Consider the following 24,229-nt stretch of genomic DNA (forward strand, 5'->3'; position numbering starts at 1 on the left):
GGACCGCAGCCTATCCGGCCGCGCCCACCCACCGGGCCGCCGTCCGCGGCCCCACGCCCAGGGCCAGCGCCGCCGCCAGATCCTTCCCGGTGTCCACGTCCCGGCGCACGGAATCCACCCCTCCGAGCCGGATTTCCACCGCCCCCGAGGACAAATGCCGCCGCCGCGAAGCTCCTCCGAATGCCGGTTCCAATTCCGTACCGGAGCACGCCGCGAGGAATGTCGTACCTATTTCGGCCGCATCCGCGAGAAAAGACCGGGGAAATTCTCCGGCCGCCTCCAGGACCCGGGCCAGCTCAGCGGACCGCAGCGCCGGCAGATCGGCGTTCAGCGCCGCCACCGCCGCACCCGGCCGCGCGGCCCGCACCGCACGGGCCCCGTGCGCGAGCGCCCCGTTGAGCCCACCGCCCGGAACGTCGGGGACGATCCGCGCCCCGAGCGCCGCCAGCGCCGCCGCGGCCGTCCGGTCGTCCGTGACGACCACCACATCCCGTACCGTCGCGCAGGCCAGTGCCGCCGCCACGGTGTCCTCGGCGAACGCCAGGGCCAGCCGGGGGCGCAGAGCCCCCGCCGCGGCCGGGGCCAGCCTGCTCTTGGCGCGCGCCAGCGGCTTCAGGGGCACGACCAGGGACCAGCCGTCGGCGGTGGTGTGGCCGGCGCTGCCGGCGGCGGAGTTCCTCATCGGGTCCCATTCTGTCCCGCCCGCGCGGAGCGGCCGAGCCCCGGGGCGTACGGTGTCCTCGACAGACCAGGAGCGGGGAGTGACACTTGACCCCCTGCGAACAAGTCCCGGAGAAAGGTGCACGAGTGCCCCGCCGCAGAATCGGCTTCTGGTACCGCCTGGCGGCGGTCATCGCCAAACCCCCACTGGTGGTGCTGTTCAAGCGGGACTGGCGCGGGACGGAACACATTCCGGCCGACGGCGGATTCATCACCGCGGTCAACCACAACTCGTACCTGGACCCGCTGTCGTACGCGCATTACCAGTACAACACCGGCCGGGTGCCCCGCTTCCTCGCCAAGGCGGGCCTCTTCAAGGGCTTCGTCGGCACCATGCTGACCGGCACCGGACAGATCCCGGTCTACCGCGAGACCACCAACGCCCTGGACGCCTTCCGGGCCGCCGTCGACGCCATCGAGCGCGGCGAGTGCGTCGCCTTCTACCCCGAGGGCACCCTCACCCGCGACCCCGACATGTGGCCCATGGCCGGCAAGACCGGCGCCGCCCGCGTCGCGCTGCTCACCCAGGCCCCCGTCGTCCCGGTCGCCCAGTGGGGCGCCAACCTCGCGATGCCGCCGTACGCCAAGGAGGACAAGCTGCGGCTGTGGCCGCGCAAGACCCTCATCGTGCAGGCCGGTCCGCCGGTCGACCTCTCCCGCTTCTACGGCCTCGAGCCCACGCCCGACGTGCTGCGCGAGGCCACCGAGGTGATCATGGCGGCCATCACCCGCCTCCTGGAGGAGGTCCGGGGCGAGAAGGCGCCGGCCGAGCCGTACGACCACCGCAAGGCCCGGCTGGAGCAGCGGCGCAAGGCCGCGGGGGAAGGCAAGAAGTGACCAAGGCAGCCGTCTTCGGCAATGGATCCTGGGGTACCGCCTTCGCGATGGTGCTCGCCGACGCGGGGTGCGAGGTGAGCCTGTGGGGCCGCCGCGCCGCCCTCGCCGAGACCATCAACAGCACCGGGGTCAACCCCGACTACCTGCCGGGGATCGAACTCCCCAAGGGCATCACGGCCACCGCCGATCCGGCCGAGGCCGCCCACGGCGCCGACTTCACCGTCCTCGTCGTGCCCTCGCAGACGCTCCGCGAGAACCTGGCCGCCTGGAAGCCGGTGCTCGCCCCGGACACCGTCCTCGTCTCCCTCATGAAGGGCGTCGAACTCGGCACCGCCGAGCGGATGAGCGAGGTCGTCATGGAGGTCGCGGACGTCCCCGCCGACCGCGTGGCCGTCCTCACCGGCCCCAACCTGGCTCTGGAGATCGCCGCCCGGCAGCCCGCCGCCGCCGTCGTCGCCTGCGTCGACGAGACGGTCGCCCAGCGCTTCCAGGCCGCCTGCATGACCCCGTACTTCCGCCCGTACACCAACACCGACGTCGTGGGCTGCGAGCTCGGCGGAGCGGTCAAGAACGTCATCGGTCTCGCCGTCGGCATCGCCAACGGCATGGGGCTCGGCGACAACTCCAAGGCCACCCTGATCACCCGCGGCCTCGCCGAGACCACCCGCCTCGGCCTCGCCATGGGCGCCGACCCGCTCACCTTCTCCGGCCTCGCGGGCCTCGGCGACCTCGTCGCCACCTGCTCCTCGCCGCTCTCCCGGAACAACACCTTCGGCACCAACCTGGGCCGCGGGATGACCCTCCAGGAGACCATCGCGGCCACCAAGCAGACCGCCGAGGGCGTCAAGTCCTGCGAGTCCGTGCTCGATCTGGCCCGGCGGCACGGCGTCGACATGCCCATCACCGAGACCGTGGTCTCGATCGTCCACGAGGGCAAGCCGCCGATCGTCGCCCTCAAGGAGCTGATGTCCCGCAGCGCGAAGGCGGAACGGCGCTAGCGGAGTGAGCCGTACACGCGCGGCGGCAGCGGGGCGCTCAGCAGTTCGGACGTCGCAAGGTACCCTCAACGCGATATGAGCGAGAACACCCAGAGCCCCCGCAAGCCGCGCGTGGCCGTCGTCTTCGGCGGACGCAGCTCGGAGCACGCCATCTCCGTCGTCACCGCAGGCGCCGTCCTGAGCGCCATCGACCGGGACAAGTACGACGTGCTGCCCATCGGCATCACCACCGACGGGCGCTGGGCGCTGACCGCCGACGCCCCGGAGCGGATGGCCATCGCCGACCGCACCCTGCCGAGCGTGACCGACCTCGCCGAGTCCGAGACCGGCGGCGTGGTCCTCTCCGTCGACCCGGCCAGCCGCGAGGTCGTCCACCACGAGCCCGGCTCGGTGCCGAAGGCGCTCGGCGAGGTCGACGTCGTCTTCCCCGTGCTGCACGGCCCGTACGGCGAGGACGGCACCCTCCAGGGCCTGCTGGAGCTCTCCGGCGTCCCGTACGTCGGCGCGGGCGTCCTCGCCTCCGCCGTCGGCCAGGACAAGGAGTACATGAAGCGGGTCTTCGTCTCCTTCGGCCTGCCGGTCGGCCCGTACGAGGTCATCCGGCCCCGCGAGTGGGAGCAGAACCCCGCCGAGGCCCGCAAGAAGATCGTGGAGTTCGCCGCCGACCACGGCTGGCCGCTCTTCGTGAAGCCCGCCCGTGGCGGCTCCTCCATGGGCATCACCAAGGTCGACGACCTCTCCGGCCTCGACGAGGCCGTCGAGGAGGCCCGCCGCCACGACCCGAAGATCATCGTGGAGTCGCTGATCCGCGGCCGCGAGATCGAGTGCGGCGTCCTGGAGTTCGAGGACGGCCCGCGCGCCAGCGTGCCGGCCGAGATCCCGGCCGTCACGAACCACGACTTCTACGACTTCGAGGCCAAGTACATCGACTCGGCCTCCGGCATCGTGCCCGCGCCGATCGGCGACGAGGCCACCGCCGAGATCCAGCGCCTGGCGGTCGCGGCCTACGAGGCCGTCTCCTGCGAGGGCCTGGTGCGCGCCGACTTCTTCCTCACGGAGGACGGCGGCTTCGTCATCAACGAGATCAACACCATGCCCGGCTTCACGCCCATCTCCATGTACCCGCGCATGTGGCAGGAGAGCGGCGTCGGCTACCCGGAGCTCGTCGACCGGCTCATCCAGGCCGCGCTGAACCGCTCCACGGGCCTGCGCTAGGCCCCGGGCCGCCCGGGAGGGCGGCCCTGAGGGTGCCTAGAGGCTGGGGGGAACGGCCTTCTTCACGGGGGCGGCGAGATCCACGAGCGGGCCGACGTCATGCGCGTACCGCTTGTCCAGCGTCACCTCGACGTACGCCTTGCGGTACGTCGTGGTGAAGCGGGGTCCGTCGCCCTCGCGCCGCTCGTAGAGCCAGTTCACGCCGTCGGCGTCGATCCCCTGGGCCTGGGGATCGTTCATCTTTTCGGGCCGGGGGACCCCGCAGCGCAGTACGATCGCGGCATCCCCCCACGCGGCGGTCAGTTCGGAGTCCGGCTCGGTGCCGGAGCGCTCCAGACCCGCCACGGTGCCGGGCAGCTCCTTCGCGAGCGACCGGCAGACGGCGGCCTCGGCCGCCGCCGGACCGGGGACCGGGACCGACGCCTTCGCGTCCGGAGGGGAACAGCCCGCGACGGCCAGCAGCAGCAAGGCCGCGGCGGCGGAAGCGGGCAGGCCGAAGGGCCGGTGGGAAGACGTCACCGGCCTAGGGTAGACGGGGGCTAGATATGTACGACCGGGCAGGTGAGTGTGCGGGTGATGCCTTCCACTTGCTGGACCTTGGCGACCACCATGCGGCCGAGCGCGTCCACGGTGTCGGCCTCCGCCCGCACGATCACGTCGTACGGACCGGTCACGTCCTCCGCCTGGATCACCCCCGGGATCTTGGCGATGGTCTCGGCGACGGTCGACGCCTTGCCCACCTCGGTCTGAATAAGGATGTACGCCTGTACCACGGAACCTCCAGGGCGGCCACGAGGATCTTGTGCACGAGGATCTTGTGGGAGAAAGAGACGCCACGTTACCGCGTCGCCTCGCGTCGCGGGGAGACCTGCGCGCCCGAAGGCACTCGCAGTGTGGCGCACGCACGGAAGAAGTTGACGGTCTACTTGACGGTATCCGGCACGGTGACGGCCCGCGACCCGCAGCGCGAGGAACGGCGGAGCGGCGCGGCGGCCGGCACGACGACACGAGGTGAGACGCGGTGAAGGGCACAGTCGGAGAGCTGGGCGAGTTCGGGCTGATCAAGGAGCTCACTTCCCGGCTCACCGCCACCCCGGCGGTACGGATCGGACCCGGCGACGACGCGGCGGTCGTCTCCGCCCCCGACCGGCGGGTGGTGGTCAGCACGGACATCCTGCTCGAAGGACGTCACTTCCGCCGCGACTGGTCGACGGCCTACGACGTCGGCCGCAAGGCCGCGGCACAGAACCTGGCCGACATCGCGGCCATGGGCGCCGTCCCCACCGCGCTCCTGCTCGGCCTGGTCGTCCCCGCCGAACTCCCCGTCACCTGGCCCACCGAGCTCATGGACGGCCTGCGCGACGAGTGCCAGGTGGCCGGCGCGGCCGTGGTCGGCGGCGACGTGGTCCGCGGCGACACGATCACGGTCTCCATCACCGCCCTGGGCGACCTGCGCAACCAGGACCCGGTGACCCGCGGCGGCGCCCAGCCCGGCGACGTCGTCGCCTACACCGGCTGGCTCGGCTGGTCCGCCGCCGGCTACGCGGTGCTCTCCCGCGGCTTCCGCTCCCCGCGCGCCTTCGTCGAGGCCCACCGGCGCCCCGAGCCGCCGTACCACGCGGGCCCCGCGGCGGCCGGGCTCGGCGCCACCGCCATGTGCGACGTCAGCGACGGCCTGATCGCCGACCTCGGGCACATCGCCGAGGCCAGCAAGGTCCGCATCGACCTGCGTTCCGGCCTCATCGACATTCCCACCCAGATGAACGACATCGGCCAGGCGGTCGGAGTGGACCCGCTCCAGTGGGTGCTCACCGGCGGCGAGGACCACGCGATCGTGGCCACCTTCCCGCCGGACGTGAAGCTGCCCGCCCGCTGGAAGGTCATCGGCGAGGTCCTCAACCCCTCGGCGCTGCCCCAGGTGACCGTCGACGGGGCGCCCTGGCACAGCACGGGAGGCTGGGACCACTTCGGAGAGACCGAGTGACGTCCCGTCCGCCGCTGGTGCTGACCGTCGCCGGATCGGACTCCGGCGGCGGCGCGGGCATCCAGGCCGACCTGAAGACGATGCTCGCGCTCGGCGTGCACGGCATGAGCGTGATCACCGCCGTCACCGCCCAGAACTCGCGGGGCGTCCACGGAGCCTGGGAGCTGCCCGAGGAGGCCGTACGGGCCCAGTTCCGGGCCGTGGTGGACGACATCGGCGTCCAGGCCGTGAAGACCGGCATGCTCGCCTCCGCCCCGCTCGTGGAGACGGTGGCCGGACTGCTCGCCCCGGTCGGCGTCCCCGTGGTCGTCGACCCGGTCGGCGTCTCCAAGCACGGCGACCCGCTGCTCGCCGCCTCCGCGCTCGACTCCGTCCGCACGAAGCTGCTGCCGGTCGCGACCGTCGCCACCCCGAACCTGGACGAAGTGGCGCAGCTCACGGGCGTCGTGGTCGAGGACGAGCCGGGGATGCGGCGGGCGGCCGACGCGATCCTGGCGTACGGGCCGCGCTGGGCGCTGATCAAGGGCGGACACCTGCCCTCGGGCGAGGACGCCGTGGACCTGCTCACGGACGGCTCCGAGGAGCACTGGCTGCGCGCGCCGCGGCACGACAACCGGCACACCCACGGCACGGGCTGCACGCTCGCCTCCGCCGTCGCGTCCGGGCTCGCCAAGGGCCTGCCGGTGCCGGAGGCGGTACGGCAGGCCAAGACCTATGTGACCGGGGCGATCGCCGCCGGTTTCTCCCTGGGCGCGGGCATCGGCCCGGTCGACCACGGGTGGCGCTTCCGGGGCTGAGGGCCACCGGCGCCAGAAGGAGGGGGCCTCGCCCCGTTCCGTACGCGGGCAAGGCAAGAGGCCGGTTCACCTAGGTGAACCGGCCTCTCAAGGCAACCGCAGGGGCTGCGCTACGACATAACGTCGCGGTTAGCGCGAGACCTTGCCGGCCTTGATGCACGAGGTGCAGACGTTGAGCCGCTTCGGCGTCCGACCGACCACGGCACGCACACGCTGGATGTTCGGGTTCCAGCGACGAGACGTACGGCGGTGCGAGTGCGAAATGTTGTTGCCGAAGCCCGGCCCCTTGCCGCAGACGTCGCAGTTGGCAGCCACGGGTCACTCCAAAGACTTCAGATTTACAGTGAAACCGGCGCACCGGAATCAGGTAACTGAAGTGGCTTGCCGGGGAATGGCCCGACGAGTGCCGGGCAACCGAAGCAGCATACAACGACTGCTTCCGTGGAACGAAACTACCACGGTCTTCGCCGCCCCCGCCCCGGGCCCGGGGTGATCACGGGTCTACCCTGCGGTGAACCGACCGCAGCGCACAGGAGGACCACCCGTTGCCGCGAGCTCCGCAGACCCTCGACGCCGAAGCGGTCCGAACCTGGTGCGCAGGGGCGCTGGAGGCGCTCGGCAGAGAGCGCGAGGAGATCGACGCCATCAACGTCTATCCCGTCGCGGACGGCGACACCGGCACCAACCTGTACCTGACCGTGGAGTCCGCCGCGCGGTCCGTCACGGCCCTCGCCGAGGCCGCCGAAGCAGCCGGGGAACGCCCGGACGTGGCCCAGGTCATACGCGCCATGGCGCACGGCGCGCTGCTCGGCGCCCGCGGCAACTCCGGGACGATCCTCTCCCAGCTGCTGCGCGGCATGGCCGCCGTGCTCGCCGAGGGAAGTGACGGCGATCACCTCGCCCGCGCCTTCGCCGAAGCCGCCGACGCGGCCCGGCAGGCCGTCGCCCACCCCGTCGAGGGCACCGTCCTCACCGTCGCCTGCGCCGCCGCCGAGGCCTGCGCGGGGGGCGGACCGCTCGTGACGGTGGCCACGACGGCGTACGAGGGGGCCAGGAGCGCCCTGGAGCGGACCCCCGGCCAACTGGACGTCCTGCGCCGCGCGGGCGTCGTGGACGCCGGAGGACGCGGTCTGGTGACCGTGCTCGGGGCGCTCGTGGCGAGCCTCACCGGGGAGGCGCCGGCCCGGCTCGCGGCCCCCGCGCACCGCCCGGTCCTCGACCCGGGATGTGACGGCGGGGGCGGGCCCGGCTACGAGGTGATCTACCTCCTGGAGGCCGAGGACCGGGCCGTGGAGCGGCTGCGGACCCGGCTCGACGCGCTGGGGGAGTCCCTGGTCGTCGTCGGCGGCGACGGGCTGTGGAACGTGCACGTCCACGTCGACGACGCGGGGGCGGCCGTCGAGGCCGGGGTCGAGGCGGGACGCCCGTACCGGATCCGGATCACGCACTTCGAGGGCGCCGCCGCGCAGCCGCGCGAGCCCGTCCAGCGGGCCGTGGTCGCCGTCCTGCCCGGCGAGGGCCTGGCCGGGCTCTGCGCCGAGGCCGGGGCGACCACGCTGCTCGCCCTGCCCGGCGCACCGCCGACCGGGGCGGAGCTCGCCGAGGCGATCCGGCGGGCCCACGCGCGCGAGGTCGTCCTGCTGCCCAACGACACCGAGCTGCGGCAGGCCGCGGCGGCCGCCGTCGAGCAGGCCCGCGCCGAGGGCATCCGGGTCGCCCTCATCCCCACCCGCGCCGCGGTCCAGGGCATCGCCGCCCTCGCCGTCCACGAGCCGGACCGGCGCTTCGACGAGGACGTCGTCGCCATGAGCGCCGCGGCCGGCGCGACCCGCTACGCCGAACTCGCCGTCGCCGAACACCAGTCCTTCACCTCCGTCGGCGTCTGTCAGGCCGGGGACGTCCTCGGTCTCATCGAGGGCGACGTCGCCGTCATCGGCCAGGACCTCACCACCACGGCCCGCACCGTCCTCGACCGGATGCTCTCCGCCGGCGGCGAGCTCGTCACGCTCGTCGTCGCCGCCGACACCCCGCCGGACCTGGCCCCCACCCTGGAACGCCACGTACGGGCCACCCACCTGGCGGTGGACACCACGACGTACGAGGCGGGGGCGGGCGCCCCGGCCCTGCTCATCGGGGTGGAGTAGCCCCCGGTCCCGCCTCCCGTCACGGTTCCCGGGGCGGGGGAGGCGTCGCCGTCCTGGACAGGAGGGCGCTCGCCTCCGCGTGGTGGTCCGGGGAGCCCGCGGACAGCACCGCCCGGGCCAGCTCCGCCGCCGGCCCCGGGTCGCCCAGGTCCAGGTGGAGCCAGCCGGCCAGCAGGTCAGCGGACAGCCGGGCGGCCAGGTCGCCCACGGCGGCGTAACCGGCCGAGGCGCGCTCGGCGAAGGCGAGCACCTCGGGCAGGTCCGGCTCCGGCGCGCGGGCGAGGAGGTCGGCGGTCTGCCGGTACGTGTCCGCCAGCTGCCGCGGGTCCTCGCCGCAGGCCTCCGCCGCCGTCGCCATCAGCGCGCGCCCCTGGGCGTCCGGGCCCGCGATCCAGGCCCGTACCCGCAGGGTGCGGACGTACGCCGGGGTGTCGCCGAGGGTCCGCCACAGCTCGCCGGCCCGCTCGAACGCGGCCGCCGCCTGCTCGTTCAGCTCCGCCCGCAACAGGGCCTGCGCCGCCAGGTTCGCCAGCGTCGCGTGGTCCAGCTGGTCCGGCCACGCCGCCGCCAGCTCGGCCGCCCGCAGCCACCGCTCGGCCGCCGACCGGGGCTCCGCCACGTTCATCAGGCAGTCGCCGAGCCACCACAGCGTCTGGACGACCGTCCCGTCCCCGTGCTCCTCGGCCGAGAGCTCCGGAAGCACCGCCTCCAGGACCGCCGCCGCCTCCTCGCACCGGCCCTCGCGCAGCAGCCAGCCGCCGAGCAGATGGCGCGCGTACGCCCCGAGGCCCCGGCTCTCGCCCGCCTCGTCCGCCCAGTGCGCCGCCTCCAGGGCCTGCTCGGCCGCCTCGCCGGGCCGGCCGGCCGCGCCGAGGACCTCCGCGAGCCGCAGCCGCAGCCGGGCCTGCCCGGCGGGCCCCGCGTACCCGGCGCCGTGCGCCAGGGCCGCCCGCGCCGCCCGCTCGGCCGTCGCGAGGTCGCCCTCGCGCTGCGCCAGCGCCGCGAGCCGCGCCTCCGGCTCCACCGCGTACCAGGGCAGCCCGGCCTCGCGGAACAGCTCCGCCGCCCGCTCGTACCGCCCGGCCGCCCGCCCGGTGTCGCCGTCCCGCGCCGCCGCGTCGCCCAGCAGCCATTCGGCCTCGGCGATCCGGTCGGCGACCTCCGGGGCCCCGGCGAACGCCAGCACCTCCTCGGCCGCCTCCGCCGTGCCCAGCACCCGGGCCCGCAGCAGCAGCGCCCCCGACAGCTGGCGGGCCGTCGCCCCGCCGCCCTCGTGGAGCCGGCGCAGCGCGGCGACCGGCTCCGCGAAGGCCTCGGGCTCGCCGAGCGCGTAGGCGCCCCTGGCCCGGGCCGCCCACGCCTCGCCGACGGCGCCCGCCGCCTCGTACCGCCCGGCCGCCGACCGGAACAGGGCCGCGGTCTCGGCGGGGTCCGCCTCCAGGGACATCGCCCGGTGGTCGGTCAGCTCGGCCGAGGCCAGGCCGTCGAGCTCCGCGAGGCCCGCCGCCTCGGCCCGCGCGAGCGCCGCCCAGGCCGCGTCCGCCTCCGGCCGCCGCTCCGCCGTCAGCCGCCGCGCCTCGGCCAGCAGGTCGCGCGGGGCGGCCACCGCCGGCGGCGCCGGGGCCTCGGCGGGTACGGACGGGCCCGCGGACCGGACGCCCAGCGGCAGCCGGTCGACCAGCGGCTGCGCCGCCATCTGCCGCCGGGCCAGGCGGCTCACCCGGTCCGAGCCGTTGCGCGCGTCGAACCGCGCGGCCAGCTCCTCGGCCCGCTCCCGCGCGTGGCGCCCGAGCTCCGCCGCCGTCCACTCCCGCGCCGGGGCCGTGGCCGTCTCCCCGGCCGAGGGGCCCGGCACCCGCTGCCCGCCGAGCCCGCGCGCCACCAGCCGGTCCATCAGCAGCGCCGTCACGGCCAGGAAGTCCAGCTCGCTGTCCGGGTCGCCGTGGTCCGTGAAGTACGCCGGGCGCTCCGCGAGCAGTTCCAGGGCCCGTCCCTCGTTGCCGGTCAGCGCGCAGAACTCGATGTGCAGCGCCATCGCGCCGCGCATGCTCTCCATCGGGCGCACCAGCCGGTGCCCGCGCAGATGGTTCGCCCGCGCCTGCTCCGTCCGGCCGAGCCGCAGCAGCGGCAGCAGCGAGGAGGCGAGCACCGCGTGCGGCTCGTGGGCGCAGGAGTGCTCGCCGTCCAGGACCGGCGCCCAGGCCGCGAGCGCGGCCTCGTCGTCGCCGAGTTCGGCCTGCCACAGCCCCTGCCCGTGCAGCTCGCAGGCGTGACAGTCGGCCATCTCGTCGCGCTCGGCCGCCAGCCACGCCGCGTACGCGCGGGCCGCCCGGTCGAGGTCGCCGATGTGCCGGGCGACCCGGAACTCGCCCTGCCGCACCGCCCGTTCGGAGTGCCCGGCGAGCCGGTAGCGGTGCTCCATCTCGCCCAGCCACTTCTCGATCGAGGCGAGCGGGATGTGCGGCTGGTCGAGCATGCCGCTGGAGACCCACTTGAAGACCCAGTGCAGCGTGTACGTCTCCTGGGCGTCGAAGTCGGCCGGGTTCTGGTCCCACATCCGCAGCAGCCGCGAGAAGGGCACGAACAGCTTCGCCTTCTCGGAGCTGTAGTTGTAGACCTGGAGCTGGTGGCCGAGCGCCTCGATGACCGCGAGCGGCTCGCCGATCCGCTCCGCGTCCGCGAGCAGCCGTTCCGCGCGGGCGTTGCGCGCCGGGCCCTCGGGCTGGGCGTGGTTGTCCCGCATGGCCTCGCGCAGGGCCTGGAACTCCGGGCCCGTCACGCCCCGGTCCCCCCGTCGGTGCCGTGGCCGGTCTCCCCGTCGGCGCCGTGCCCGGTGCTCCATTCGAGGAGGCCGAGGAAGGTGCGGTTGAGGAGGGCGTTGTCGGCGGGGCGGAGGGGGCGTTGGGCCATGAGGAGGGCTTGTCCGTAGAGGGCTTCGACGGCGGTCGCGGTGAGCTGGGGTTCGTCGAGGGCGGCGATGCGGCGGACGAGGGGGCTCTGGTGGTTGAGGACGAGGCGGGCGCGGGGTGCGCTGCCGCGCAGGGAGCCGAGGATGCCGGCCCACAGGTCGTCGGCCTCGCCCTCCGCCTCCGCCCGCGCCTGCTCATGGCGGGCCGACCGGTCGTCCAGATGCAGCGCCGGGACGGTCACCGGATGGAAGGAACGCAGCGACACGTCACAGCCGAGCGCGTCCAGGGTGGCCCGCGCGACCGACAGGAAACCGGTCAGGGCGAGCTCCCGCGCCGGATCGACCGCGTCGAGATGCGCCGTGACGGTGTCGGCGTCCAGCTCCGCCACCACCGTCCCCGGCCGCACCTCCGGCAGCCGCTCCACCAGCTCCGTGTCGTACGTGTAACCGCCGTTGACGACGCCGATGCCCTGGGCGGCGGCGATGGCGGCGACCTGGCGGAACTCCTCGACGGTGCGGGTGAAGTGGACGACGGGGTGGCGGCGGGCGAACTCGTCGAGGGAGAGGCGGCCGTCGGTGGTCTCGAACGGCAGCCACGGCAGCATCGCCGCCAGGATCCCGTCGTCGTGCCGCGCCAGCGACTTCACCCCGAGATGGTGGACCGCGAGGAACTGCCCGAGCCGCTCCGGCGATCCGACGGCCAGCCCGGTGAGCCAGTCGCGGATCGCGTCCCCGAGCGCGTCCCGCACCCCCGCCAGGGCCTCGTCCTCGTACAGCGACTCGCGCGAGGCGGTCGGGCGCAGGGTGTCCGTGTCCAGGACGCACCGGACGAAGAACGCCCAGTCAGGCAGCAGCCCGTCGGCCTTCTCGGTCAGCAGCATCCCCTTGAGGTGGACCCGGTGCCCGGCCCGCTGCGCGGGACTCACCGCCGACGGCAGGACGTACGCCACGCCCCGGATGCCCGCCAGCGGCAGGTCCAGGTCGATCGAGTCCAGCGGCCCGAACCCGAACAGGTTCTGACAGTGCGCCGCCAGTGCCACCCGCCGCGCGGCCGGACTCGGATACGTCCGCTCCCACGGCGCCGGTACCTCGGTGACCGGCTCGTCCCCGACGTGGATGGGGTGGGGGAGGAGGGTGCCGTAGTGGCGGGCGAGGGTGAGGGCGCGGTCGTGGGTGAGCCAGTCGGTGGTGCCGGGGCGGGCGGTGAGGTGGACGGTGGTGCCGGGTTCGGGGTGTTGGGTGGGGTCGAGGGTGGTGACGGTGTAGGAGCCGTCGTCGTGGGCGCGCCATTCGACGGGGGGTGCGTCGGGGGTGCGGGCGGAGCGGGAGACGACGCGGATCTCGGCGGCGACGACGAAGCAGGCGAGGAGGCCGATGCCGAACTGGCCGAGGAAGTCGGCGCGGGCGGTTTCGAGTCCGTGGGCGGTGTCGAGGCCGTGGGTGGTGTCGCGTTTGGAGCTGCGGCCGATGGTGGCGAGGAGGGTGTGGACGTCGGTCTCGGTGAGGCCGATGCCGGTGTCGGTGATGCGCAGGGTGGTGCCGTCGGCGTGGATCTGGACCCGGGCGGGTGCCCGGGGGTCGAGGGCGCGTCGGGCGGTGAGGGCGTCCACGGCGTTCTGGAGGAGTTCGCGCAGGTAGACCCGGGGACTGGAGTAGAGGTGGTGGGAGAGCAGATCCACCAGGCCACGCAGATCGACCTGGAACGTGTGCGGTGTCTGGTCAGCAGTCATCGTCGCTGCGCCGGTGGGGGGACGGGCGACGGCGCGGGTCAGGCGATCCCGGCGTCCGGTGATCGCGGGGGAGGAGCGGAAGAGCGGCCATCCTAGGCGCCCCGGCTCCGACGTGACCAACCGATGGCCACGGCCTGCGCGACGTCTGTCAGTGCCGTGGTGTGCAATGGACCGCGTGCCTGCGCTCGACGAACCACTGAAGAAGCCGACCGGAGCCGCCACCGCCGCGGCGACCGCCGGGGCCGCCGCCCGCCCGCAGGAGGTGCCGTGCAGCTCGCCGACCCGCTGAAGAACCTGCTCGGAGCCGCCACCGCCAAGGTGATGGCCGAGCACATGGACCTGCACACCGTGGGCGACCTGCTCCACCACTACCCCCGGCGGTACGCGGAGCGCGGCGAGCTGACCGCGCTGGCCGACCTGCCCCTCGACGAGCACGTCACCGTCGTCGCCCAGGTCGCCGACGCCCGCGTGCACACCTTCAACAAGGGCGGCCGCGGCAAGGGCCAGCGCCTCGAAGTCACCATCACCGACGGCAGCGGCCGCATGCAGCTGGTCTTCTTCGGCCGCACCGTCCACTTCCACCAGAAGGAACTGCTGCCCGGCCGGCGCGCCATGTTCGCCGGCAAGGTCGGCCTGTTCAACCGCAAGCTCCAGCTCGCCCACCCCGAGTACAAGCTGATCGACGCCGACAGCGACACCGAGACCGTCAAGGCCTTCGCGAGCGAGCTGCTGCCCATCTACCCGGCCTGCAAGCAGCTGGAGTCCTGGACCATCGAGCAGTCCGTGGCCATCGCCCTGGACTCCATGGCCGCCACCGGCTGGGCCGGCCTCGTCGACCCGCTGCCGCCCGCCCTGCGCGAGGGCCGGGGCCTCACCGACCTGGCCGACGCCCTCGGCAAGGTCCACCGCCCGCACACCAAGGCCGACATCGCCGACGCCCGCGACCGCCTCAAGTGGGACGAGGCCTTCGTCCTCCAGGTCGCCCTCGCCCGCCGCCGCCACGCCGACACCCAGCTCCCCGCCGTCCCCCGCAGACCCGTCGAGGGCGGCCTGCTCGACGCCTTCGACGCCAAGCTGCCCTTCACCCTCACCGACGGCCAGCAGAAGGTGACCCGCGAGATCTTCGACGACCTCGCCACCGACCACCCCATGCACCGGCTCCTCCAGGGAGAGGTCGGATCGGGCAAGACGATGGTCGCCCTGCGCGCCATGCTCGCCGTCGTCGACGCCGGGGGACAGGCCGCCATGCTGGCGCCCACCGAGGTCCTCGCCCAGCAGCACCACCGCTCGGTCACCGAGATGATGGGCGAGCTCGCCGAGGGCGGCATGCTCGGCGGGTCCGAGCACGCCACCAAGGTCGTGCTGCTCACCGGCTCGATGGGCGCCGCCGGGCGGCGCAAGGCGCTGCTCGACCTGGTCACCGGCGAGGCCGGGCTCGTCATCGGCACCCACGCCCTCATCGAGGACAAGGTGCAGTTCCACGACCTGGGCCTGGTCGTCGTCGACGAGCAGCACCGCTTCGGCGTGGAGCAGCGCGACGCCCTGCGCGGCAAGGGGAAGCAGCCCCCGCACCTGCTCGTGATGACCGCGACGCCCATCCCCAGGACGGTCGCCATGACCGTCTTCGGCGACCTGGAGACCTCCGTCCTCGACCAGCTGCCGGCCGGCCGGTCCCCGATCGCCAGCCATGTGGTGCCCGCCGCCGACAAGCCGCACTTCCTCGCCCGGGCCTGGGAGCGGGTCCGCGAGGAGGTGGAGGGCGGCCACCAGGCGTACGTGGTCTGCCCCCGGATCGGCGACGAGGAGGACCAGAAGCAGAAGCGGAAGGCGAGCCCGGAGGACGAGGCCGAGAAGCGCCCGCCGCTCGCCGTCCTGGAGGTGGCCGAGCAGCTGCGCGCCGGGCCGCTCGCCGGCCTCCGCGTCGAGGTGCTGCACGGCAGGATGCACCCCGACGACAAGGACGACGTCATGCGCCGCTTCGCCGCCGCCGAGGTGGACGTCCTGGTCGCCACCACCGTCATCGAGGTCGGCGTCAACGTGCCGAACGCCACCGCCATGGTGATCATGGACGCCGACCGCTTCGGCGTCTCCCAGCTCCACCAGCTCCGCGGCCGCGTCGGCCGCGGCTCCGCCGCCGGACTGTGCCTGCTCGTCACCGAGATGCCCGAGGCCAGCCCCGCCCGGCAGCGGCTCGGCGCCGTCGCCTCCACCCTCGACGGCTTCGAGCTCTCCCGTATCGACCTCGAACAGCGCCGCGAGGGCGACGTCCTCGGCCAGGCCCAGTCCGGCGTGCGCTCCTCCCTGCGGATGCTCACCGTCATCGACGACGAGGAGGTCATCACCGCCGCCCGCGAGGAGGCCACCGCCGTCGTCCTCGCCGACCCCGACCTCACCGCCCACCCCGAGCTGCGCACCGCCCTCGACGCGCTGCTCGACAAGGAGCGGGAGGAGTACCTGGAGAAGGGCTGACTCCACGGGGGTCGCGATCGCCATAACCTGGTGCGTACGTACGCACCAGGTTATGGAGACGAGGACCCAGATGACCCGCGTGATCGCCGGCAGCGCCGGCGGACGCCGACTCGCCGTGCCGCCCGGCACCGGCACCCGCCCCACCTCCGACCGGGCGCGGGAAGGCCTCTTCTCCACCTGGGAGTCGTTCCACGGCCTGGAGGGGGCCAGAGTGGCCGACCTGTACGCGGGCTCCGGCGCCGTCGGCCTGGAGGCGCTCTCCCGTGGCGCCTCCCACGCCCTGCTGGTCGAGGCCGACCCGCGCGCCGCGAAGACCGTCCGGGACAACATCAGCTCGCTCGCCCTGCCGGGAGCCGAGCTGCGCACCGGCAAAGCGGAGCAGATCGTGACGGGTCCGGCGCCCTCGGAACCGTACGACCTGGTCTTCCTCGACCCCCCGTACGCCGTCGCGGACGCCGATCTTCGGGAGATCCTCCTCACAATGCGCTCAGGGGGCTGGATCGCGGACGATGCCCTCGTCACCGTGGAGCGCAGCACCCGGGGCGGCGAGTTCGGCTGGCCGGACGGCTTCGCAGCGCTGCGGGCCCGTCGTTACGGCGAGGGAACGTTTTGGTACGGTCGCGCCGCCTCTACGTGCGAAGACGCACGATGACCGGACCGGAGAGCGAGGGACCGAAGTTGCGCCGCGCCGTCTGTCCGGGGTCATTCGACCCCATCACCAATGGACATCTCGACATCATCGCCCGCGCCTCCAAGCTGTACGACGTGGTGCACGTCGCGGTGATGATCAACCAGTCGAAGAAGGGCCTCTTCACCGTCGACGAGCGGATCGGCCTGATCCGCGAGGTCACCGCCGACTTCGGCAACGTCGAGGTGGAGTCCTTCCACGGGCTGCTCGTCGACTTCTGCAAGCAGCGCGACATCCCCGCCATCGTCAAGGGACTCCGGGCCGTCAGCGACTTCGACTACGAGCTCCAGATGGCCCAGATGAACAACGGGCTCTCGGGCGTCGAGACCCTGTTCGTGCCGACCAACCCGACGTACAGCTTCCTGTCGTCCTCGCTGGTCAAGGAGGTCGCCGCCTGGGGCGGCGACGTCTCCCACCTGGTGCCCCCGGCGGTCCTCGGCCGGCTCACCGAACGGCTCGCCGAGCAGCGCTCGGGGCAGTGACCCGCGGCCACCGCTCCTGACGCTCCGTCACCAGGTCCCGGACGGGGCCCGACTGGCCTTACAGTCGTCCCGTCCGTCTCCATCCAGCTGTAGAGAGTGGCGAGCACCGGTGGACGTGCAGAAGAAGCTCGACGAGATCGTCACGACGGTCCAGAGCGCCCGTTCCATGCCCATGTCGGCGTCCTGCGTGGTCAACCGGGCCGAGCTGCTCGCCCTGCTCGAAGAGGTGCGCGAGGCCCTGCCCGGCTCGCTCGCCCAGGCGCGGGAGCTGATCGGCGGCCGGGAGCAGATGGTCGAGCAGGCCCGCCAGGAGGCCGAGCGGATCATCGAGGCGGCGCACGCCGAGCGCGGCTCGATCGTCTCCGACAGCCAGGTCGCCCGCCAGTCCCAGGGCGAGGCCGACCGCATCCTCACCGAGGCCCGCCGGGAGGCGGAGGAGATCCGCGCCGAGGCCGACGACTACGTCGACTCCAAGCTGGCCAACTTCGAGGTCGTCCTCAACAAGACCATCGGCTCCGTCGACCGCGGCCGCGAGAAGCTGCTCGGCCGGGGCCCCGGCCTCGACGCCGACGGGTACGCCGACCCGGACGCCCCCGAGTACAGCGCGGACCCGCAGACCCTGATCCACCGCGCCGACGCCTACGTGGACGCCAAGCTGGGCGCCTTCGAGGCCGTGCTCTCCAAGACCCTGGAGGCCGTCGGCCGCGGCCGGCAGAAGCTGCACGGCCGGATCGCCTCCGACGACCTCGGCGAGCACATGGCCGCCCAGGACGCCGCCGGCGCCTCCGTGCACACCAGCGACGCCGACTACCTGGCCGGCCTCGCGGAGCTGGCCGACCCCGAGCCCGTACACATCCCGCAGCAGCAGGTCCCGCCGCAGCCGCAGCACGACCCGTACGGGTACGCCGCCCAGCAGCAGGTCCCGCAGGTCCCGCAGGCGCAGCCGGTCCCGGTCCAGCAGACCGACCCGTACGGGTACCAGCAGCAGGACCCGTACGCGTACCAGCAGCCGCAGGCCGACCCGTACGGGTACGCGGCCCAGCAGCAGTACGGCTACGAGCAGCAGCCGGCCCAGCCCGCGCACCCGCCGCAGACCGCCGCGCTCGACGAGACCAGTTTCTTCGACACGAGCATGATCGACCTGGAGGAGCTGCGCCGCTACGAACAGGGACACTGAGCCGGGACCTCACCCGGATTGGGCCCTGAGCGAAGCGTCCAGTATCCTGGCTCTTCGGTCGCGCCTATGCTCGCGACCCGTGCTGCCCACGGTCGGCAGCCCCCCTCACGATATGAACGATCCGAAAGCAGGAAGAACCCTGAGTACGCGCCTCGACCACCGCGACCCCCTCGTGTTCGACACGCACGAGCTGGGGCGGCGTCCTGGCGCCCTCCAGCGGATCTCCCGCACGATCGACGCCCCCAGGGACCTGGGTGTCGCCGGGGTCATCGGAGTGCCCGAGGGCGCTCCGGTGGAGATCGACCTCCGACTCGAGTCGGTCATGGAAGGGGTGCTTGTCACAGGCACCGCCCGTGCATCGGCCGAGGGGGAGTGCGTAAGGTGTCTGGAGTCCGTGGAGCTTGAGCTCGACGCCGACTTCCAGGAGATGTTCTCGTACCCCGACTCCGACGACCGGGGCCGCTCCAAGGCGGCCGCGGACGACGAAGCCGAGGACGACGAGAGCATGATCCCCCTCGAGGACGGCATGTTCGACCTCGAGCCGGTGCTGCGTGATGCGGTGGTGCTCGCACTGCCGATGCAGCCGGTGTGCCGGGAGGACTGTGAAGGTCTGTGTTCCACCTGTGGAATCAACCTGAACGAGAACCCGGACCACCACCACGACGCCGTCGACATTCGTTGGGCGGCACTGCAGGGACTCGCCGGTTCGCAGGGAACCGATGAGAAGGACAACATGCGCGGCTCCTCTGACGGTGACGTCCGAAGCGCCGCCGAGAAGCAGGAGAAGTAGCCGTGGCTGTTCCGAAGCGGAAGATGTCGCGCAGCAACACGCGCCACCGCCGGTCGCAGTGGAAGGCTGCGGTCCCCACCCTGGTTTCGTGTGAGCGTTGCCAGGAGCCGAAGCTGCAGCACATCGCGTGCCCGAGCTGCGGCACCTACAACAAGCGCCAGGTCCTCTCGGTCTGAGTGGCTGGTGAGAGGCACGATGTCTGACCACGTCAACACAGCCTCGTCCCACACGCTTCTGGAAGGGCGGCTCGGGTATCAGCTCGAGTCCGCCCTTCTGGTGCGTGCGCTCACCCACCGTTCGTACGCGTACGAGAACGGCGGTCTGCCCACCAACGAGCGTCTTGAGTTCCTCGGGGACTCTGTGCTCGGCCTGGTGGTCACGGACACGCTCTATCGCACCCACCCCGACCTGCCCGAAGGCCAGCTGGCCAAGCTGCGGGCCGCGGTGGTCAACTCGCGTGCGCTGGCGGAGGTGGGCCGCGGGCTCGAACTCGGCTCCTTCATCCGGCTCGGCCGGGGCGAAGAGGGCACGGGCGGCCGGGACAAGGCCTCCATCCTCGCCGACACCCTTGAAGCGGTGATCGGCGCGGTCTATCTCGACCAGGGTCTCGACGCCGCGGGTGAGCTGGTGCACCGGCTCTTCGACCCGCTGATCGAGAAGTCCTCGAACCTCGGCGCAGGCCTGGACTGGAAGACCAGTCTCCAGGAGCTGACCGCGGCCGAGGGTCTGGGTGTTCCGGAGTACCTCGTCAGCGAGGAGGGTCCGGACCACGAGAAGACCTTCACTGCTGCCGCCCGCGTCGGTGGTGTCTCGTACGGCACCGGCACCGGCCGCAGCAAGAAGGAAGCGGAACAGCAGGCGGCCGAGTCCGCGTGGCGCGCGATTCGCGCGGCCGCGGACGAGCGCGCGGCGGCGGCGAAGGCCGCTGCCGAGAACGCCGCCTCCGGCAACGGTGGGGAAGAGGTCGCCGACCCCTCTTCCGCCGACGACCAGGCCTCGGCCTGATCCGTTCGCTTCCCGGAGCCCCCGCCCCCTTCCCGGGGACGGGGGCCTCGTCATGCCGGGACGGTTGTAGGCTGCGGACATCACCCGCAGGAACCGTTCCGGAGGAGTCCCGTGCCCGAGCTGCCCGAGGTCGAGGTCGTACGACGCGGTCTTGAGCGGTGGGTCGCCGGACGCACCGTCGCCGAGGTCGAGGTCCTGCACCCCCGGGCCGTACGGCGCCACCTGGCGGGCGGCACGGACTTCGCGGCCCGGCTGAAGGGACAGCGGCTCGGCACCGCGCGGCGCCGCGGCAAGTACCTGTGGCTGCCGCTCGCCGACACCGACGCCTCCGTCCTCGGCCACCTCGGCATGAGCGGGCAGCTGCTCGTGCAGCCCGAGGACGCGGCCGACGAGAAGCACCTGCGGATCCGGGTGCGCTTCGCCGACTCCACCGGCACCGAGCTGCGCTTCGTCGACCAGCGCACCTTCGGCGGGCTCTCGCTGCACGACAACACGCCCGAAGGGCTGCCCGACGTCATCGCGCACATCGCGCGCGACCCGCTGGACCCGCTCTTCGACGACGCCGCGTTCCAGGCCGCGCTGCGCCTGCGGCGTACGACGGTCAAGCGCGCGCTGCTCGACCAGTCGCTGATCAGCGGCGTCGGCAACATCTACGCCGACGAGGCGCTGTGGCGCTCGAAGCTGCACTACGACCGGCCGACCGCCACCCTGACCCGGCCGCGCTCGGCCGAGCTCCTCGGGCATGTACGGGACGTGATGAACGCGGCCCTCGCGGCCGGCGGCACCAGCTTCGACGCGCTGTACGTCAACGTGAACGGCGAGTCCGGGTACTTCGACCGCTCGCTCGACGCGTACGGGCGGGAGGGCGAGCCCTGTCACCGCTGCGGTACGCCGATGCGCCGGCGCGCGTGGATGAACCGGTCCAGCTACTACTGCCCGCGCTGCCAGCGCCCGCCGCGCGTCACGGCCTGACAGGCCTGACCGCTGTTACCGGTCTGACCGGCCTGACCGGTCCCACCCGGCCGGCCGTCGCTCACGGCGCGACCGGCTCCGCGCGCCCCGCGTCATAGGTCTCGCGGGCGGCGAGCACCTGGTCCATCCGGCCCTCGACGAGGTGGATGAGGCCCAGCAGCCGCTCGGCGACCTCCTGGCCCAGCGGGGTGAGCCGGTACTCCACCCGCGGGGGGTTGGTGGGCTGCGCCTCGCGGTGCACCAGGCCGTCGCGCTCCAGCGCGTGGAGCGTCTGGGACAGCATCTTCTCGCTGACGCCGTCCACCCTGCGCCGCAGCTCGTTGAAGCGGAACGTGCCCTCGTGGAGCGCGCCCAGCGTCAGGCTGCCCCAGCGGCCGGTCACGTGCTCCAGCGTGCCGCGGGAGGGACAGGACTTGGCGAAGACATCGAAAGCGAGGTCCGGGTCGTCGGTCATGCCCTCTACCATACTCGCGCACAGCGCTGTGGAGAGGGCTGCGCTGTATCGCAGGTTGCGCTATCGAAAAGTTAGTGCTCTACTTCTTGTCGTCACCCCCTGCCGTCCTTCGCGCCGCCGAGGAGCTCCTCCATGACCACGCCCGTCGTCTCCATCGCGTACCACTCCGGCTACGGCCACACCGCCGTCATCGCCGAGGCCGTCCGGAACGGGGCCGCCGACGCCGGCGCCACCGTCCACCTGATCAAGGTCGACGAGATCACCGACGCCCAGTGGGAGCTGCTCGACGGCTCCGACGCGATCGTCTTCGGCTCGCCGACCTATATGGGCACCGCCTCCGGCGCCTTCCACCAGTTCGCCGAGGCCAGCTCGAAGCGCTGGTTCGCCGACGCCTGGCTGGACAAGCTGGCGGCCGGCTTCACCAACTCCGCCTCCAAGAGCGGCGACAAGCTGCACACCCTGCAGTTCTTCCAGACCCTCGCCGGCCAGCACGGCATGACCTGGGTCAACCTGGGCCTGAAGCCCGGCTGGAACAGCAGCACCGCCTCCGAGAACGACATCAACCGTCTCGGTTTCTTCTCCGGCGCCGCCGCCCAGACCCCCAGCGACCTGGGCCCCGAGGCCGTCCACAAGGCCGACGTCGCCACCGCCGAGCACCTCGGCCGCCGCGTCGCCGAGACCGCCCGCACGTTTGCGCTCGGCAAGGCCGCGGCCTGACCCGTACCCCATGCGAAAGGCCCCGTCACCTCTGTGGTGACGGGGCCTTCCCCGTGTGTACGGGGGTGTGCGCGGGCGGGTGGGGGCGTGCGGGGGATCAGTAACCGAAGTCCTGGGTCCACCACGGGCCGCCGTCCGCGAAGTGCACCCCCACGCCGAGCGTCTTGTAGTCGCAGTTCAGGATGTTCGCCCGGTGCCCGTCGCTCGCCATCCAGGACTTCATCACCGCGGCCGCGTCCACCTGGCCGCGGGCGATGTTCTCGGCCCCCAGACCGCTGACGCCCGCCTTCTCGGCGCGCACCCACGGGGTCCGGCCGTCCGGGTCCGTGTGGTCGAAGAAGTTCCGCGCGGCCATGTCCGCGCTGAAGGCGCCCGCCAGGGACGCGAGCTGCGCGTCGGAGCGGATCGCGACGCAGCCCACCTTGGCGCGCTCGGCGTTCACCAGCCGGACGACCTCCGCCTCGGCTGCCGTCTCACGGCCGGCCAGGGAACGGAGGGTGGCCACCGGCTCCGGAGCCTCGGTGGTCGGCGCCTGGGTCGGACGGGCCGTCCTCGAGGGCGTGGGCGCCGGGGCCTTCGGGCTCGGCGCGGCCGTCGTCCTCGTGGGGGTGGGCTTCGGCGAGGGCGTCGCCGGGGCCTTCGACGGGGTGGCGGTCCTGCCGTTCCCCGTGCCCGTGCCCGTACCGGTGTGCTTCGGCGTGGAGTCGCCGGCCGGGGTCGCCGAGGCGCCGCCCTGCGTGGTCAGGCTCGGCGCCTGCTGGGTCGCGACGCGCTCCTTGCCGCCCGAGCCCGCGCTCCCCACCGTGAACGTGTCCCCGCCGGGCAGCAGGCCCGAGGTGACCGCGATCGCGCCGATGGCGACCGCGGCGGAGACACCGAGCAGCCCGGTGCGTACCGGCGCGCCGCGTCGCGCGCCCCGATGGCGTCCCATCCGCTCTGCCTCCCTGAAGGACGATCTTTGCTGGTGTTTGCTTCTGCTGATGCTGTCGAACGGGACTCGTCCACTCGGGTGACTCCCATTCCGTCGGGACTGTACGCCATGACATGCGGGGCTGACGTGCTCCTTCGGCAATCCGCCCGCTAGCGTGCAGCCATGAACGACGACGTACGGATGACCGCCTGGGTGCGCGGCCGGGTACAGGGAGTGGGCTTCCGCTGGTTCACCAGGGCAAACGCGCTGGAGATCGGAGGGCTCGTGGGCTTCGCCCTGAACCTCGACGACGGCCGGGTGCAGGTCGTGGCCGAGGGGCCGAGTGAGAATTGCCACCGTCTCCTGGACTGGCTCCGGTCCGGCGACACGCCCGGGCGCGTGGACGGAGTCACTGAGATATGGGACACGCCCCGCGGCATCTACGAGACCTTCGCGATCCGCTGAACCCGCCCGACGATCTTGTCCGAACGCCCCCGCGCGACGGCCCGTGAGGGGCGCGCGGGGGGCGCTCACGGCGTACGGGGAAGGGTCGCCGGCAGCGGAAACCCCCTGGTGATTGCCAAGAAGGGCTTGCCGTGCCAGGCTGCGCGAGTAAGGATGATCTCCAGAGCCCCAGGGCACCGAGTTGCGAGGCGCCGCCGCCCTTCCCGCGGCCGTGGACCCCCCGGTAGCCCTTGATACGGGGCGTGATCGTGTTGACCGTCAAACTTTTTGGTGAGACTCTGGAAGCCCCGCGCACCTTAGCTGTCCGACCGTGGAAACCGGCACGACAAAGAGCATGGTCGGGCACCGCGGGTGCGAATCCCTCACGACCCACACCGTTACGGTCGGTCACTCAGTGTGGAGGACCATCCATCATGGCAAAGGCGCTTCTCGGTTACGTCGGCGGCTCCGACCCGCGACTCCTCGCCGAGATGCGACGGCTTCAGCAGCGCGTCCAGGACCTCGAGTCCGAGCTGGTTAGGATCCAGTCCGAGAACGACGCGCTCGCCGCTGCCGCCGCTCACCACGGAGAGTCGCTGCTGGACAGCATCGACCTCGACGTTCCCAAGGCGGAGCCTGCGCTCACCTGACGCCCCGTGCCGGGGCACCGGTGAGAAACACTCTCGCTAGCACAGCTAGATATGCAAGGGACGCCTAGGCGTCCCTTCTTTCTTGCGCCACCTCTTTCGCGCGCCACCCTGGTCCCCCTCTTTGGGGGAGGGTGTGCC

Annotated in this window: 25 protein-coding genes; 17 read left to right on the plus strand and 8 right to left on the minus strand. The window is 72.8% G+C overall.

Features of this window, described 5'->3' with window-relative positions; translation table 11 throughout:
• Positions 1–10: 10 nt before the first annotated feature.
• Positions 11–682: a 2-phospho-L-lactate guanylyltransferase gene (cofC, locus tag ACZ3ZE_RS30055; RefSeq protein WP_361623742.1), complete on the minus strand. Its 672-nt coding sequence runs from the start codon at positions 680–682 to the stop codon at positions 11–13.
• A gap of 125 nt (positions 683–807) precedes the next feature.
• On the opposite strand from cofC, the gene ACZ3ZE_RS30060 reads away from it, so the two are divergent.
• The 3 genes from ACZ3ZE_RS30060 (at position 808) to ACZ3ZE_RS30070 (ending at position 3,770) form a co-directional block, all read left to right on the plus strand.
• On the plus strand, positions 808–1,557 hold the full coding sequence (locus ACZ3ZE_RS30060) for a lysophospholipid acyltransferase family protein (RefSeq protein ID WP_361175061.1): 750 nt from the start codon (positions 808–810) through the stop codon (positions 1,555–1,557).
• A complete protein-coding gene (locus tag ACZ3ZE_RS30065) occupies positions 1,554–2,555 on the plus strand; it encodes an NAD(P)H-dependent glycerol-3-phosphate dehydrogenase (protein ID WP_361623739.1) in 1,002 nt (333 codons plus the stop codon). The genes ACZ3ZE_RS30060 and ACZ3ZE_RS30065 overlap by 4 nt, the downstream gene beginning before the upstream one ends.
• Positions 2,556–2,630: 75 nt before the next feature.
• Entirely contained in the window at positions 2,631–3,770 is a 1,140-nt protein-coding gene (locus ACZ3ZE_RS30070) for a D-alanine--D-alanine ligase family protein (RefSeq protein ID WP_361175055.1), read from the plus strand.
• Positions 3,771–3,806: 36 nt separating this feature from the next.
• Here ACZ3ZE_RS30070 and ACZ3ZE_RS30075 read toward each other — a convergent pair whose 3' ends face one another.
• Together ACZ3ZE_RS30075 and ACZ3ZE_RS30080 are read right to left on the minus strand one after the other, a co-directional pair.
• A complete protein-coding gene (locus ACZ3ZE_RS30075) occupies positions 3,807–4,289 on the minus strand; it encodes a DUF3515 domain-containing protein (RefSeq protein ID WP_361175052.1) in 483 nt (160 codons plus the stop codon).
• A gap of 20 nt (positions 4,290–4,309) precedes the next feature.
• The gene (locus ACZ3ZE_RS30080) at positions 4,310–4,543 is read right to left on the minus strand and encodes an Lrp/AsnC family transcriptional regulator (protein ID WP_046905450.1); all 234 of its coding nucleotides are present in this window, start codon (positions 4,541–4,543) and stop codon (positions 4,310–4,312) included.
• Between the two features lie 248 nt (positions 4,544–4,791).
• On the opposite strand from ACZ3ZE_RS30080, the gene ACZ3ZE_RS30085 reads away from it, so the two are divergent.
• Positions 4,792–5,754 carry a thiamine-phosphate kinase gene (locus ACZ3ZE_RS30085; protein WP_361175048.1) on the plus strand — a complete coding sequence of 321 codons (963 nt, stop codon included), beginning with the start codon at positions 4,792–4,794 and terminating at the stop codon, positions 5,752–5,754.
• Complete coding sequence (gene thiD, locus ACZ3ZE_RS30090; protein WP_361175046.1) at positions 5,751–6,551, plus strand: bifunctional hydroxymethylpyrimidine kinase/phosphomethylpyrimidine kinase; 801 nt, start codon at positions 5,751–5,753, stop codon at positions 6,549–6,551. Before ACZ3ZE_RS30085 ends, thiD begins: the two co-directional genes overlap by 4 nt.
• Positions 6,552–6,680: 129 nt before the next feature.
• Here the strand turns inward: thiD and rpmB are convergent, their stop codons facing one another.
• Complete coding sequence (gene rpmB / locus ACZ3ZE_RS30095) at positions 6,681–6,866, minus strand: 50S ribosomal protein L28 (protein ID WP_003957616.1); 186 nt, start codon at positions 6,864–6,866, stop codon at positions 6,681–6,683.
• Between the two features lie 230 nt (positions 6,867–7,096).
• Here rpmB and ACZ3ZE_RS30100 point away from each other — a divergent pair, with 230 nt between their 5' ends.
• The gene (locus tag ACZ3ZE_RS30100) at positions 7,097–8,695 is read left to right on the plus strand and encodes a DAK2 domain-containing protein (RefSeq protein WP_361623736.1); all 1,599 of its coding nucleotides are present in this window, start codon (positions 7,097–7,099) and stop codon (positions 8,693–8,695) included.
• Between the two features lie 19 nt (positions 8,696–8,714).
• On the opposite strand, the gene ACZ3ZE_RS30105 is transcribed toward ACZ3ZE_RS30100, so the two are convergent.
• The gene (locus ACZ3ZE_RS30105) at positions 8,715–11,438 is read right to left on the minus strand and encodes a tetratricopeptide repeat protein (RefSeq protein WP_467261515.1); all 2,724 of its coding nucleotides are present in this window, start codon (positions 11,436–11,438) and stop codon (positions 8,715–8,717) included.
• 32 nt (positions 11,439–11,470) lie between these two features.
• Positions 11,471–13,333, minus strand: coding sequence for an HSP90 family protein (locus tag ACZ3ZE_RS30110; RefSeq protein WP_467261465.1), 1,863 nt, complete (start codon positions 13,331–13,333; stop codon positions 11,471–11,473).
• Between the two features lie 321 nt (positions 13,334–13,654).
• Here ACZ3ZE_RS30110 and recG point away from each other — a divergent pair, with 321 nt between their 5' ends.
• The 8 genes from recG (at position 13,655) to mutM (ending at position 20,916) form a co-directional block, all read left to right on the plus strand.
• Positions 13,655–15,802, plus strand: a complete 2,148-nt coding sequence (gene recG, locus ACZ3ZE_RS30115; RefSeq protein WP_361626215.1) for an ATP-dependent DNA helicase RecG — start codon at positions 13,655–13,657, stop codon at positions 15,800–15,802.
• Positions 15,803–15,872: 70 nt separating this feature from the next.
• The gene (gene rsmD, locus ACZ3ZE_RS30120) at positions 15,873–16,454 is read left to right on the plus strand and encodes a 16S rRNA (guanine(966)-N(2))-methyltransferase RsmD (protein WP_361177682.1); all 582 of its coding nucleotides are present in this window, start codon (positions 15,873–15,875) and stop codon (positions 16,452–16,454) included.
• Between the two features lie 26 nt (positions 16,455–16,480).
• A complete protein-coding gene (gene coaD / locus ACZ3ZE_RS30125; protein ID WP_329428554.1) occupies positions 16,481–16,972 on the plus strand; it encodes a pantetheine-phosphate adenylyltransferase in 492 nt (163 codons plus the stop codon).
• A 109-nt stretch (positions 16,973–17,081) separates the two neighbouring features.
• Positions 17,082–18,149: an ATP synthase F0 subunit B gene (locus tag ACZ3ZE_RS30130; protein ID WP_361177664.1), complete on the plus strand. Its 1,068-nt coding sequence runs from the start codon at positions 17,082–17,084 to the stop codon at positions 18,147–18,149.
• A gap of 112 nt (positions 18,150–18,261) precedes the next feature.
• A complete protein-coding gene (locus ACZ3ZE_RS30135; protein WP_361177662.1) occupies positions 18,262–18,939 on the plus strand; it encodes a YceD family protein in 678 nt (225 codons plus the stop codon).
• 2 nt (positions 18,940–18,941) lie between these two features.
• The gene (gene rpmF / locus ACZ3ZE_RS30140) at positions 18,942–19,115 is read left to right on the plus strand and encodes a 50S ribosomal protein L32 (RefSeq protein WP_015036448.1); all 174 of its coding nucleotides are present in this window, start codon (positions 18,942–18,944) and stop codon (positions 19,113–19,115) included.
• Positions 19,116–19,134: 19 nt separating this feature from the next.
• The gene (gene rnc, locus ACZ3ZE_RS30145; RefSeq protein ID WP_361177659.1) at positions 19,135–19,944 is read left to right on the plus strand and encodes a ribonuclease III; all 810 of its coding nucleotides are present in this window, start codon (positions 19,135–19,137) and stop codon (positions 19,942–19,944) included.
• A gap of 111 nt (positions 19,945–20,055) precedes the next feature.
• Positions 20,056–20,916, plus strand: coding sequence for a bifunctional DNA-formamidopyrimidine glycosylase/DNA-(apurinic or apyrimidinic site) lyase (mutM, locus tag ACZ3ZE_RS30150; protein ID WP_467261467.1), 861 nt, complete (start codon positions 20,056–20,058; stop codon positions 20,914–20,916).
• Positions 20,917–20,977: 61 nt separating this feature from the next.
• Here the strand turns inward: mutM and ACZ3ZE_RS30155 are convergent, their stop codons facing one another.
• Positions 20,978–21,370: a winged helix-turn-helix transcriptional regulator gene (locus ACZ3ZE_RS30155; RefSeq protein ID WP_361177655.1), complete on the minus strand. Its 393-nt coding sequence runs from the start codon at positions 21,368–21,370 to the stop codon at positions 20,978–20,980.
• 132 nt (positions 21,371–21,502) lie between these two features.
• Here ACZ3ZE_RS30155 and ACZ3ZE_RS30160 point away from each other — a divergent pair, with 132 nt between their 5' ends.
• Entirely contained in the window at positions 21,503–22,087 is a 585-nt protein-coding gene (locus ACZ3ZE_RS30160; protein WP_361177653.1) for a flavodoxin family protein, read from the plus strand.
• Between the two features lie 97 nt (positions 22,088–22,184).
• Here ACZ3ZE_RS30160 and ACZ3ZE_RS30165 read toward each other — a convergent pair whose 3' ends face one another.
• Positions 22,185–23,018, minus strand: a complete 834-nt coding sequence (locus ACZ3ZE_RS30165) for a CAP domain-containing protein (RefSeq protein WP_361177651.1) — start codon at positions 23,016–23,018, stop codon at positions 22,185–22,187.
• Between the two features lie 162 nt (positions 23,019–23,180).
• Here ACZ3ZE_RS30165 and ACZ3ZE_RS30170 point away from each other — a divergent pair, with 162 nt between their 5' ends.
• Together ACZ3ZE_RS30170 and ACZ3ZE_RS30175 are read left to right on the plus strand one after the other, a co-directional pair.
• The gene (locus tag ACZ3ZE_RS30170) at positions 23,181–23,462 is read left to right on the plus strand and encodes an acylphosphatase (RefSeq protein WP_132919092.1); all 282 of its coding nucleotides are present in this window, start codon (positions 23,181–23,183) and stop codon (positions 23,460–23,462) included.
• Between the two features lie 413 nt (positions 23,463–23,875).
• Complete coding sequence (locus ACZ3ZE_RS30175) at positions 23,876–24,091, plus strand: hypothetical protein (protein ID WP_351671903.1); 216 nt, start codon at positions 23,876–23,878, stop codon at positions 24,089–24,091.
• The last annotated feature ends 138 nt before the right edge of the window (positions 24,092–24,229 follow it).

The sequence above is a fragment of the Streptomyces sp. NPDC023157 genome, assembly GCF_055560575.1.